The sequence below is a fragment of the Latilactobacillus sakei subsp. sakei DSM 20017 = JCM 1157 genome (assembly GCF_002370355.1).
Taxonomy (GTDB): domain Bacteria; phylum Bacillota; class Bacilli; order Lactobacillales; family Lactobacillaceae; genus Latilactobacillus; species Latilactobacillus sakei.
Map to the genome: position 1 here is coordinate 847,437 of NZ_AP017929.1, position 13,071 is coordinate 860,507.

Consider the following 13,071-nt stretch of genomic DNA (forward strand, 5'->3'; position numbering starts at 1 on the left):
CTGGTAGCGATTATCGGAGGGATTCGATGCAAAATAAACAGATGCAACATTTAATGAAGGGCGCAGTTGTCTTATCAATTGCCTCCTTTGTTGCCAAAATATTGAGTGCGGTCTATCGGATCCCATTTCAAAATATGGTTGGCAACACCGGGTTTTACGTTTATCAGCAAGTTTACCCTATCTATGGGATTGGGATGACGTTTGCGTTAAGTGGTTTCCCAGTTTATATCTCTAAAATTGTGGCTGAGGAAACGGCCCCGGCTGAACAAACACAGATTTTACGGCGATCTTTTGCGCTATTAGGGTTATTCGGCGCACTGATCTTTTTCTATCTGCAATATCAAGCACCGGCAATTGCGGTGGCAATGGCGGATGCTGAATTAGCACCGTTAATCAGAATGGTGTCATACATGTTCTTATTGATGCCGTTTTTGGCGGTTACGCGGGGGTATTTCCAAGGGATCTTCAATATGATTCCAACGGCTACGTCGCAAGTGGCCGAACAACTTGTCCGGGTGGTTGTCATTATCCTAGCGGCCTGGTTGTCGCTGAAGCTACACTGGTCCGTTTATGAAATGGGAACCTGGGCGATGTCCGGTGCCTTTTTCGGAGGCTTGGTAGCAACAGTTGCCTTATTGAAACCGGCGGAAAAGGCCTTCGTGCTCAGAGGGACAAAACCGAAGGGCATTAACCTAGGTGCGTACCGTTCATTGGCTAAACGCTTATTAATAGAAGGGGGCTCAATTTGTCTGTTTGCTTCATTAATAGTGTTATTACAGTTGGTTGATTCATTCACGGTTAAAAAAGGCTTAGTGGCCAGTGGCTTAACCGAGGATTTTGCTAAAAACCTTAAAGGGATATTTGACCGGGGCCAACCGCTCGTGCAATTAGGCTTAGTTATCTCAATGGCTTTTTCATCGACATTGATTCCAAGCCTTTCGCGGGCACGACAACAACAGCAAGATCATCAATTCCAACAAGTCGCTGAATCATTGATTCATATCAGTTTAGGCCTCTCGGCGGCGGCAACGACTGGTTTGATGATTCTCATGCCACAAGTGAACTACTTGTTGTTTGGGGATGCAGATGGGAATAAAGCCTTAGTGTGGTACATGCTAAGTATTGTCATTATTGCGCTAATCAATGCCTGCAATAGTGTTTTACAGAGTTTGGATCAGTTCCATAAGACGACGATTGCGCTATTAATCGGCCTTTTGGTCAAAGTGGTCATTAATCAATGGTTGGTACAACACTTCCAAATTGTGGGCGCGAGTGTTGGGACTGTTATTAGTTTAGGGGTTGTGTTAGCCTTAATCTTACGGCAATCACCAGAATTGGTGCGAGATGCCTTGGACGGCCAGCATTTTACAGGTAAATTGGTTTTGATCTGTGGCATCATGGCTGTAGCGGTCCGCTTTGTGGTAACTGTCATTCAACCTAGTTTGGTCTCAAGGGGCCAAGCCGTTTTAGGTGCTGGCGTTGGGATTGCAGTCGGGGTACCCGTCTTTATCAGCCTTGCTTTAGCATGGCAATTATTTTCAATTCGAGAATGGTTAACGATTCCGGGTGGTAAACAGTTGCTGAAACTAGCACAAAAATTAAAAAGGTAGGCGACACTAATGAGATTAGATAAGTTTTTAAAAGTATCACGGATTATTAAAAGACGTTCAGTTGCAAAAGAAATTGCAGATAAAGGTCGGATTTTAATTAATGATCGTCAAGCAAAGTCTTCAAGTAACGTCGTTGTTGGCGATAAATTGGAAATTGGGTTTGGTAACAAAACCATGATTGTCAAGATTACGCAAATTATCGAAACAACCAAGAAGAGCGATGCGGCAGAAATGTATGAAATCCTTGAAACTAAGGTTGCAGAAAATTTTGAATAAGGTCTTTTAATAGGCGATATTAGTGGTTTAGTCCAATTTGTTAAGGATAATCACTAATATCGCCTATTTTCGTGATATTGGTTGACGTTGTTTTTATTAACTTGCTATAATAAAGGGATTACAATCAGTGATTGGAGGGGCTAACGTGAGTCGTAAGATAACGCAAATTGAAAATGCCTATACGAAACAGCAGGCAGCTAAACAAAAGGTTGAACAAAAATCGAAACGGACACGGACGGTTCATAAGCGTCGCTTATTAGCGTTGGGTGTCATCGCGTTAATTCTTTTTAGTGTCTGTGGTGTTCAAATCCTGCAAACCCACCATTCTCTGGCATTAATTGAGAAGCAAACAGTTGTTAAAAAACAATCCTTAAAAAAGGCCAAAGCCAAAGAAGCGGATTTAAAAGTGCAGGTCTCTCAGTTACATAATGATGACTACTTAGCCAAGTATATTCGCTACAAATATTATTATTCAAAGAAGGGCGAAACAATCTATAGTTTGCCTCAAGATAAGGCACCAAATTTAAACGAACAACAAAAATAATTTCGTTTTACAGCCTTGTTTCAAGGGTAAAGCGTGCTATACTTATTTTATTAAATATCACAAGTTTGTGATTAAAAGTTTGACGAGTTCAAACGACCATTTAGGAGGACGTAGTTTTATATGGCAGTTGAAGTTGGTTCAAAAGTTCCTGGTAAGGTAACAGGTATTACGAATTTTGGCGCTTTCGTTGATTTAGGAGAAGGCAAGACCGGATTAGTCCACATCAGTGAAGTTTCTGATAGTTATATCAAGGACATTCACGATGTCTTAACAGTTGGGGACGAAGTGACTGTGAAGGTGATGTCAGATCAAAACGGAAAAATCGGATTATCAATTCGAAAAGCGGTTGATCAACCTAAGGTGCAAGAGCATACTCGGCCACAATCTAGTCGTCCAAATAACAATCGCGGTGGGTATCGTAAACCTGAACATACAAGTGCGCCTAAGAAGGAAGGCTTTGACGATTTACTATCAGGCTTCTTAAAAGATAGTGAAGATCGTTTGTCTACTATTAAACGCAATACAGAAGGTAAACGTGGGGGCCGTGGCGGTCGTCGTAGTTAATCAAAAATCATGATAGAGGTTGGGTTGAAAGTTTAGTGAATAGACTTTTGACCCAACCTCTATTCATTTGAAGGAGGGTTAAGATGCTTGAACAAGCTTTTCAAAACGAAATACGGCGCCACCAGTTTTGGCCAACTGGCGCAAAAGTGATTGTTGCGACATCAACGGGTGTTGACTCGATGGTTCTATTGACGCTTTTGCAACGCCTACCGACAGCACTTAAGCCTCAATTGATTGTCGCCCACGTCAACCATGAGTTACGGACGGAAAGTGTAGCAGAAGAAGCGTACCTACGACAATTCTGTCTTGAAAATGATTTATCACTGCAAGTGACGCATTGGCCGCTACAGCAACACCCGCAAACGGGGATTGAGGCGGCAGCTCGAGAGTTTAGATATCAATTTTTTGAACACTTAATGACCGCTGAAAAGGTTGATTATCTCGTGACGGCGCACCATGGGGATGATCAGTTGGAAACACTGATGATGAAGTTTATTCGCAGTGGTGAATTGCACGAAATGCGTGGGATTCAAAGTCAACGGCCATTTGCTGACGGCACGTTGATTAGACCCTTATTGCCATTTGCTAAGCAGGATTTACGCGACTTTGCGTTAGCCAATAACATTACGTCTTTTGAAGATCAGACAAACTATGAGACAACTGTCTTGCGGAATCGGGTGCGCCATACTTTGGTCCCTTTTTTAAAACAAGAAAATGGCCAAATCTTGCAAAATGCGAATCGCTTCAGTCAGCAATTGACAGCCTTATTGGGGCAACAAGCGCAATTGACGACGACATTATTACCATTACTAGATTTGAAGGTTACAGACAAAGTTATTAATGGACAGCTCAAGGCGATTAAAACACTGCCTACAGCGCAACAAACAGCCATCTGGCAACTCATCATCAAACAGTATTTCCCCCAAATTAGTCCGCTAAAGGAAACCCAACTGCAACAACTCAAGCAATTGATTCAATCAACGGTTAAACCACAAGGTCAGTTGGCCCTTGGTCAGAGGCTTTTGTTTACCAAAATCTATGATCGCTTCCAAATTGGTGAAACGACTATTGGTGAGATAGCCGTGAAAGACGAAAAAAGTCGAACGCTAATGCTGAATAAGTGGTGTGTCTTGCCAAATAACGAACAAATTGGTATTTTTGAGATTAATCATTTGCCCCGTAAACTATCGGGTCAACAATTAATTTGGTTAGCAGATGAGCAATGGCCAATTGTTGCCAAACCATGCCAGTTAACTGATACAATTATGATTGATAAAACCCACCATAAAACACTTAAACGTCTTTTTATCGATTTGAAGGTACCTCATGAAAAGCGGCAGAATAGCTGGGGTATCTGGTCACAAGAGACCCTGATTGGACACCCAGAATTTCGAATTTCAGCATTGTTTAATCACGAACAAACTGGTAAAATACGGTACGTACTGTGTTATATAAGTGAATAAAGAACATTCAGGTTTTACTAAAAAATGGAGGCTAGCTCAATGTTAGAACAAGATATCGAACGTATTTTATACACAAGAGAAGACATACAACGCGTCAATGAAAAATTGGGCAAGCAAATTACGGCGGATTATGAAGGCAAAAATCCGTTGATGATTGGGATTTTAAAAGGTGCCATTGTTTTCATGACTGATTTAATTCGGGAAATTGATTTGCATGTCGAAATCGATTTTATGGACGTTTCAAGTTACGGTGAAGGTACGATTTCATCTGGCGAAGTGAAAATCATCAAGGATCTTGATACCAGCGTACAAGGTCGCGATATTATTATCGTTGAAGATATTGTCGATACTGGTCGGACGTTGAATTACTTGATGTCAATCCTCAAGACGCGCCAAGCTAATTCGATTAAAGTTTGCACTTTAATGGACAAACCAAGTCGTAGAGTTGTCCCAGTTCATTCGGATTATGTTGGCATGGAAGTGCCAAATGAATTCGTTGTTGGATACGGTTTAGATTATGCCGAACGTTACCGTAATATGGGAACAATTAGCGTTTTGAAACCGGAAATATATTCGGGTAAATAAATGGTCAATGAAAGTCAGATATGTTATAGTTTAACAGTGTCAAAAGGACACAGTGTCACAAATGATGAGAAGCTTCAGGAGGTCACGTATGAACAACAAGAAGAATAGACTGTTCAGTAATAGTCTGTTTTACATTATTATCCTAGTGGCTTTAGTCGGTGTATTTTCATTCTTCATGAATGGCAATAGCGGATCAGAGTCTAAGGAAGTTCAATCAAGTACTTTTTTAAGTGAATTGAAGACGGATAAAGTTAAGTCGTTCTCAATCCAACCGACAAATGGTATTTATAAAATTTCAGGGGAATATCGTAAAGCACAAAAAGACGAACAGCCTAAGTCAACATTTTTTGGTTCACAATCAAAAAATAAGAAAGTGACACACTTTACAACCACTTTATTACAAAGTGATTCACAAGTTAGTGCCATTACGAATTTAGCTAACCAAAACAAAACAAAGATTGAAACAATGCAAGAACCACAATCTGGTTGGTGGGTTAGCATCTTAAGCCTAATCTTGCCACTAATTATTATGTTCGGTTTATTCTACATGATGATGGGTCAAGCAGGTCAAGGCGGTGGCCAAGGTGGCCGAATGATGAACTTTGGCAAGTCCAAAGCGCAAAAAGCGGATAAGGGTGCGAATAAAGTACGCTTCTCTGACGTTGCTGGCGCTGAAGAGGAAAAACAAGAATTGGTCGAAGTTGTCGAATTCTTGAAAGATCCTCGTAAGTTTGCGGCATTAGGCGCACGGATTCCAGCCGGGGTATTACTCGAAGGACCTCCAGGTACTGGTAAAACATTATTAGCGAAAGCAGTTGCTGGTGAAGCGGGCGTACCGTTCTTCTCAATCTCCGGTTCTGATTTCGTTGAAATGTTTGTCGGTGTTGGTGCTAGCCGTGTTCGTGATTTATTCGAACAAGCTAAGAAATCAGCGCCATCAATCATCTTTATTGATGAAATTGATGCTGTTGGACGTCAACGTGGTGCCGGTATGGGTGGCGGCCATGATGAACGTGAACAAACATTAAACCAAATGTTAGTTGAAATGGATGGTTTCTCAGGTAACGAAGGCGTCATCGTCATCGCTGCTACTAACCGTTCAGATGTCTTAGATCCAGCCCTCTTACGTCCAGGTCGTTTTGACCGGAAGATCCTTGTGGGTCGTCCAGACGTTAAGGGTCGTGAAGCCATCTTAAAAGTCCATGCGAAGAACAAACCATTAGCAGACGACGTCGATTTAAAAGAAATCGCCCAACAAACACCAGGTTTTGTTGGTGCTGATCTTGAAAACTTATTAAACGAAGCGGCCCTTGTGGCAGCTCGTCGTAGTAAGAAAGATATCGATGCTTCTGATGTTGATGAAGCCGAAGATCGGGTAATTGCCGGTCCTGCTAAACGGGATCGGGTCATCAATCCTAAAGAACGTGAAACAGTGGCTTATCACGAAGCTGGTCATGCAATTATCGGCTTAGTATTAAGTGATTCACGTGTCGTTCGGAAGGTCACGATTGTGCCTCGTGGTCGTGCTGGCGGATATGCCATCATGTTACCTAAGACGGATCAATTCTTGATGAGTAAGAAAGAATTAACGGAACAAATGACTGGTTTAATGGGTGGTCGGACAGCTGAAGAAATCATCTTCAACTCTCAATCAACCGGTGCTTCAAACGATTTCGAACAAGCGACAGATATTGCACGTGGCATGGTTACCCATTACGGGATGACTGAAAAACTAGGAACGGTTGCGCTTGAAAAAGAAGGCCAACCATTCGTTGGTGCTGCTTACGGTCAAGGCCCAGCCTTTTCTGAAGCAACGGCTGCTGCAATTGATAGCGAAGTTCGTCGCTTAATCGACGAAGCACATCAACAAGCAACTGAAATTATTCAAGCACATCGTGAACAACACAAGTTGATTGCTGAAATGTTATTGAAGTACGAAACATTGAACGAAAAAGAAATCTTAAGCTTATTCAATGATGGTAAGATGCCTGAAAAGAATGCTGAAGAATTCCCAAGTGAAAAAGCGGCTACTTTTGAAGAAGCTAAAAAAGCACTTGAAGCTAAAGAAGCTGAAAAAACTGACTCAGAATTAGAGGCTGAACAAGCTGATTCAGAAACAACAGAAGTTGCGGATGATACTGCTGATTCAAAACCAACTAATGATGACTCAAACGATAATGCATAATCGGTTATAACGAAAAGGTCGACACGATTAGTGGTCGACCTTTTTGTATCAATAAATAAAAGAGGTAGCATAATGAAGGATTATTTAGTCAAACAAGTATCAGAAGATGGTCAATTACGGGCCTATGCCGTAAACGCCACACAAGTTGTCACAGAAGCACAAGAAAAACACGATACATGGCCCACATCATCAGCCGCTTTTGGCCGGACAATTGTTGGGACATTACTATTAAGTGCCGCTGGTTTAAAAGGCGATACTAAGATGACTGTTAAAGTCGAAGGTGATGGTCCTGTCGGAAAAATCGTAGTAGACGGTAACGCACAAGGGACTGTTAAGGGCTACGTCACGAATCCACACGTTAACTTACCCTCAAATGAGAAAAATAAGATTGATGTTAAAGCCGGTGTCGGCACAACTGGGACGTTAAGTGTCACTAAGGATCTTGGCCTTAAGGAACCCTTTACTGGGCAAGTACCATTGGTTTCTGGTGAATTAGGTGAAGACTTTACGTACTACTTAGCAAAATCAGAACAAACACCATCAGCAGTTGGTGTGTCAGTATTTGTAAACGAAGACAGCACAATCGGCGTTGCCGGTGGCTTTATGATTCAAATCTTACCCGGAGCAGATGATCGCTTGATTGATATTCTAGAAGCGCGTCTTCAAGAAATGCCACTTGTGTCAGAACTATTGCAACAGGGGATGACACCAGAAGAAATCATCACCGAAATTGTTGGCGAATTACCAATGAAGACCTTGGAAGAATTACCTGTTAAATACGAATGTGATTGTTCTAAGGAACGGTTTGCTAAAGCGCTCAGCTCAATTGCACCTCAAGATTTAAAACAATTAATTGAAGAAGATCACGGTGCCGAAGCAACATGTCGGTTCTGTGGCAAACAATATCAATTTAGTGAAGCGGATTTGAAAGCCATCTTAGCAGAACAATAGGACGGAATTTTTGCCTGAAAGATAATTTTTTGCTATGATAGCTTGGATATTGTCGAAAGACACGAAGGGAATGGGTTGGCATTATGACATGGCAAATAGGAGACGTGACGATTCCAAATCAAGTAGTCGTCGCACCAATGGCTGGTATTACAAACGCAGCATTTCGAGTGACTGCAAAGGAATTTGGCGCAGGCTTAGTCGTCTGTGAAATGATTAGTGACCGCGGGATTATGCACAATAATCAAAAAACAATGGGCATGATGTTTGTTGATCCAAACGAACATCCAGTGAGTATCCAAATTTTTGGTGGCTCAAAAGATACATTAGTGGAAGCCGCTAAATTTGTGGATCAACACACACAAGCTGACATCATCGACATCAACATGGGCTGTCCCGTGAATAAAGTCGTAAAAACAGACGCTGGTGCGCGTTGGTTATTAGATCCAAACAAGGTTTACGAAATGGTTTCATATGTGACGGACGCTGTTAAAAAACCGGTCACGGTTAAAATGCGGACTGGTTGGGATGAAGATCACATCCTTGCTGTTCAAAACGCCCTTGCTGCAGAACGCGCTGGCGCATCAGCACTTGCCATGCACGGTCGGACTCGTAAACAAATGTATACCGGTAAAGCAGACTGGGATATCTTGAAGCAGGTCAAAGCTGAATTGAAGATTCCATTTATGGGTAACGGGGATGTCCGCACACCACAAGATGCCAAACGCATGTTGGATGAAGTTGGTGCTGACGCCGTCATGATTGGCCGCGCTGCTTTAGGGAACCCTTGGATTTTACGTCAAGTTGAAACCTATTTGCGCAGCGGTGAATTGATTGCAGAACCAACACCAAGAGAAAAAATCGCAACAGCTAAGCTCCAGTTGCATCGTTTAGTAGAACTAAAGGGCGAAAACGTTGCTTGTCGTGAATTTAGACAACAAGCTGCTTACTACCTCAAGGGGATTCCTCGCGCTGCTAAGACGAAGGCTGCAGTTAATGAAGTTGAAACAGAACAAGCGGTTGGCGACATTTTAGACCGTTTTGTTGAAGAAACTGAAGCAAGAATGGCATAAGGGGATACTTAATTGCCTAGTTTCATGTTAAAATCAACAAGAGTAGATAATTGAAAGTAATGGAGGAATTGTCAGTTGGCACAAAAAGATAATCAAAAAGAAATGAATGACCAACTTAAGGTCCGTCGCGAAAAAATGCAATTTTTAAAGGATGAAGGCATTGATCCTTTTGGGAGCCGTTTTGAACGGACGCATTTAGCAGCAGCGCTACACGAAGAATTTGAAGCAATTGAAAAAGACGACTTGGATGTTAAAAACCAAGAAGTAACAATTGCAGGACGAATGATGTCTAAACGGGGTAAAGGTAAAGTTGGTTTTGCCGATATCCGCGATCGTTCAGGTAAGATTCAAATTTATGTTCGTAAAGACGAAGTCGGTGAAGATAACTACAAAATTTTCAAGAAAGCCGATTTAGGGGATCATTTAGGTATTACAGGTCAAATCATGAAAACTGATATGGGTGAGTTAACGGTTAAAGCAACTCATCTAACATTCTTGTCAAAGGCATTACGCCCATTACCTGATAAGTATCACGGTTTAACGAATGTCGAACAAATTTATCGTCAACGTTATTTAGATTTGATTGCTAATCCTGAAAGTATGGATCGTTTCACAAAACGGAGCAAGATTATTTCTGCCGTTCGTGAATATTTAGATACACATGACTTTACTGAAGTTGAAACACCTGTCTTGCATGGTCAAGCTGGTGGGGCCTCAGCACGGCCATTTATTACACATCACAATGCATTAGACATTAACCTCTACTTACGGATTGCGCTTGAATTGCATTTGAAGCGACTAATCGTTGGTGGGATGGAACGTGTCTATGAAATTGGTCGTGTATTCCGGAATGAAGGGATTGATACCAAACATAACCCTGAATTCACGATGTTAGAAACATACGCTGCATACTTTGATTACAAAGATGTCATGGATGAAACAGAAGGTATCATCCGTTTTGCAGCTCACAAAGTCTTGGGAACTGGTCAAATTTCATATCAAGGTCAAGCAATTGACTTAGATGGTGATTTTGCCCGTGTTCACATGGTAGATGCTATTAAGGCTGAAACGGGTGTCGATTTCTGGCAACCAATGACAGTTGAAGCTGCTCGTGAATTAGCAGACCAACACCACGTTAAGTATGAAGAATACTGGCAAGTGGGTCACATCATTAACGCCTTCTTTGAAGAATTCGTTGAAGATACGTTAGTACAACCAACATTCATTTACGGCCATCCAGTGGAAATTTCACCATTGGCTAAGAAGAATGCCGAAGACGATCGTTTTACAGACCGTTGGGAACTCTTCATGCATGGTAACGAATATGCAAATGCCTTTACTGAATTGAATGATCCAATCGATCAACGTGAACGTTTTGAAGCACAAGCTAAGGAACGTGAAAATGGTAATGATGAAGCTGAAGGTATCGACGAAGATTATGTCGAAGCATTAGAATACGGAATGCCGCCTACAGGTGGACTTGGTATCGGGATTGATCGTCTTGTTATGTTGTTAACTGACGCTGCTTCTATCCGTGATGTCCTCTTATTCCCAACAATGCGTCCAGATAAGCAAGAAAATGAAGAAATTTAAAATTTTTTAAACGCCTGAAAAGGCGTTTTTTTTGTGCAATTTTCGGGATAACCGCCATATAAAGACTGCTTTTGGATAATTGTTCATGTTTTGCATAAAATACCGGATAAATTGGATTATTTAGGTGTTGAAAGTTCTGAAATAAAGATGAATAAATAAAGTTGACGAATGATTAGATAGCTGATATAGTAGTCTATGTTGTCAGCGAGATAAAAGCCACAACGATTACGAGAAACATTAAAAATTGCTTTTGAATATTTATTCAAAAAATATTAATAAAGTTCTTGACAATCAGTTGTTATAAATGGTATATTAATTAAGCTGTTTCAACACAGTAGATCTTTGAAAACTGAACAAAGTTTTGATAAACCAAATGTGTAGGGTCGCCCTTCGGGGCACAACATATTTGCGAAGTCAATTTCGCTAGCAAATAAATTAAGTAACAAAACAAGAGCTACAAACTTTTAATCGAGAGTTTGATCCTGGCTCAGGACGAACGCTGGCGGCGTGCCTAATACATGCAAGTCGAACGCACTCTCGTTTAGATTGAAGGAGCTTGCTCCTGATTGATAAACATTTGAGTGAGTGGCGGACGGGTGAGTAACACGTGGGTAACCTGCCCTAAAGTGGGGGATAACATTTGGAAACAGATGCTAATACCGCATAAAACCTAACACCGCATGGTGTAGGGTTGAAAGATGGTTTCGGCTATCACTTTAGGATGGACCCGCGGTGCATTAGTTAGTTGGTGAGGTAAAGGCTCACCAAGACCGTGATGCATAGCCGACCTGAGAGGGTAATCGGCCACACTGGGACTGAGACACGGCCCAGACTCCTACGGGAGGCAGCAGTAGGGAATCTTCCACAATGGACGAAAGTCTGATGGAGCAACGCCGCGTGAGTGAAGAAGGTTTTCGGATCGTAAAACTCTGTTGTTGGAGAAGAATGTATCTGATAGTAACTGATCAGGTAGTGACGGTATCCAACCAGAAAGCCACGGCTAACTACGTGCCAGCAGCCGCGGTAATACGTAGGTGGCAAGCGTTGTCCGGATTTATTGGGCGTAAAGCGAGCGCAGGCGGTTTCTTAAGTCTGATGTGAAAGCCTTCGGCTCAACCGAAGAAGTGCATCGGAAACTGGGAAACTTGAGTGCAGAAGAGGACAGTGGAACTCCATGTGTAGCGGTGAAATGCGTAGATATATGGAAGAACACCAGTGGCGAAGGCGGCTGTCTGGTCTGTAACTGACGCTGAGGCTCGAAAGCATGGGTAGCAAACAGGATTAGATACCCTGGTAGTCCATGCCGTAAACGATGAGTGCTAGGTGTTGGAGGGTTTCCGCCCTTCAGTGCCGCAGCTAACGCATTAAGCACTCCGCCTGGGGAGTACGACCGCAAGGTTGAAACTCAAAGGAATTGACGGGGGCCCGCACAAGCGGTGGAGCATGTGGTTTAATTCGAAGCAACGCGAAGAACCTTACCAGGCCTTGACATCCTTTGACCACTCTAGAGATAGAGCTTTCCCTTCGGGGACAAAGTGACAGGTGGTGCATGGTTGTCGTCAGCTCGTGTCGTGAGATGTTGGGTTAAGTCCCGCAACGAGCGCAACCCTTATTACTAGTTGCTAGCATTTAGTTGGGCACTCTAGTGAGACTGCCGGTGACAAACCGGAGGAAGGTGGGGACGACGTCAAATCATCATGCCCCTTATGACCTGGGCTACACACGTGCTACAATGGATGGTACAACGAGTTGCGAGACCGCGAGGTTTAGCTAATCTCTTAAAACCATTCTCAGTTCGGATTGTAGGCTGCAACTCGCCTACATGAAGCCGGAATCGCTAGTAATCGCGGATCAGCATGCCGCGGTGAATACGTTCCCGGGCCTTGTACACACCGCCCGTCACACCATGAGAGTTTGTAACACCCAAAGCCGGTGAGGTAACCCTTCGGGGAGCCAGCCGTCTAAGGTGGGACAGATGATTAGGGTGAAGTCGTAACAAGGTAGCCGTAGGAGAACCTGCGGCTGGATCACCTCCTTTCTAAGGAATAATACGGAAAACCTTGTACATTTGCGAAATCAAAACTTTGTTTAGTTTTGAGAGGTCTACTCTCAAACTTTGTTCTTTGAAAACTGGATAATAAGTAATATATTAGTTTTAAAAGCCGAGAAAAACATTGCGTTTTAAAGAGTTTTTTAATAATAGAAATATGAATTAGTTCATATCGCTAAA

At 42.4% G+C, this 13,071-nt stretch carries 10 protein-coding genes and 1 rRNA gene; all 11 read left to right on the top strand.

Translation table 11 applies throughout. From position 1 onward, the window contains the following. Nucleotides 1–26 precede the first annotated feature (26 nt). On the top strand, nucleotides 27–1,610 hold the full coding sequence (locus tag LEUCM_RS04230; protein ID WP_025015946.1) for a putative polysaccharide biosynthesis protein: 1,584 nt from the start codon (nucleotides 27–29) through the stop codon (nucleotides 1,608–1,610). Between the two features lie 9 nt (nucleotides 1,611–1,619). Continuing rightward, nucleotides 1,620–1,886 (top strand): RNA-binding S4 domain-containing protein, encoded by a 267-nt coding sequence (locus LEUCM_RS04235; protein WP_011375295.1) that lies wholly within the window; start codon nucleotides 1,620–1,622, stop codon nucleotides 1,884–1,886. Between the two features lie 145 nt (nucleotides 1,887–2,031). Next, a complete protein-coding gene (locus tag LEUCM_RS04240) occupies nucleotides 2,032–2,430 on the top strand; it encodes an FtsB family cell division protein (protein WP_016265613.1) in 399 nt (132 codons plus the stop codon). A 120-nt stretch (nucleotides 2,431–2,550) separates the two neighbouring features. Continuing rightward, complete coding sequence (locus tag LEUCM_RS04245; protein ID WP_011375293.1) at nucleotides 2,551–2,994, top strand: S1 domain-containing RNA-binding protein; 444 nt, start codon at nucleotides 2,551–2,553, stop codon at nucleotides 2,992–2,994. A gap of 83 nt (nucleotides 2,995–3,077) precedes the next feature. After that, entirely contained in the window at nucleotides 3,078–4,457 is a 1,380-nt protein-coding gene (tilS, locus tag LEUCM_RS04250) for a tRNA lysidine(34) synthetase TilS (RefSeq protein WP_025015945.1), read from the top strand. A 39-nt stretch (nucleotides 4,458–4,496) separates the two neighbouring features. Beyond that, the gene (gene hpt / locus LEUCM_RS04255; protein WP_025015944.1) at nucleotides 4,497–5,042 is read left to right on the top strand and encodes a hypoxanthine phosphoribosyltransferase; all 546 of its coding nucleotides are present in this window, start codon (nucleotides 4,497–4,499) and stop codon (nucleotides 5,040–5,042) included. A gap of 88 nt (nucleotides 5,043–5,130) precedes the next feature. After that, entirely contained in the window at nucleotides 5,131–7,227 is a 2,097-nt protein-coding gene (gene ftsH, locus LEUCM_RS04260) for an ATP-dependent zinc metalloprotease FtsH (RefSeq protein ID WP_016265610.1), read from the top strand. A gap of 72 nt (nucleotides 7,228–7,299) precedes the next feature. Then, nucleotides 7,300–8,178 (top strand): Hsp33 family molecular chaperone HslO, encoded by an 879-nt coding sequence (gene hslO, locus LEUCM_RS04265; RefSeq protein ID WP_025015943.1) that lies wholly within the window; start codon nucleotides 7,300–7,302, stop codon nucleotides 8,176–8,178. An 83-nt stretch (nucleotides 8,179–8,261) separates the two neighbouring features. Next, nucleotides 8,262–9,248, top strand: coding sequence for a tRNA dihydrouridine synthase DusB (gene dusB, locus LEUCM_RS04270; RefSeq protein ID WP_025015942.1), 987 nt, complete (start codon nucleotides 8,262–8,264; stop codon nucleotides 9,246–9,248). A gap of 102 nt (nucleotides 9,249–9,350) precedes the next feature. Beyond that, nucleotides 9,351–10,841 carry a lysine--tRNA ligase gene (lysS, locus tag LEUCM_RS04275; RefSeq protein WP_096695405.1) on the top strand — a complete coding sequence of 497 codons (1,491 nt, stop codon included), beginning with the start codon at nucleotides 9,351–9,353 and terminating at the stop codon, nucleotides 10,839–10,841. Nucleotides 10,842–11,305: 464 nt separating this feature from the next. Next, nucleotides 11,306–12,879 (top strand): 16S ribosomal RNA (locus tag LEUCM_RS04280). The last annotated feature ends 192 nt before the right edge of the window (nucleotides 12,880–13,071 follow it).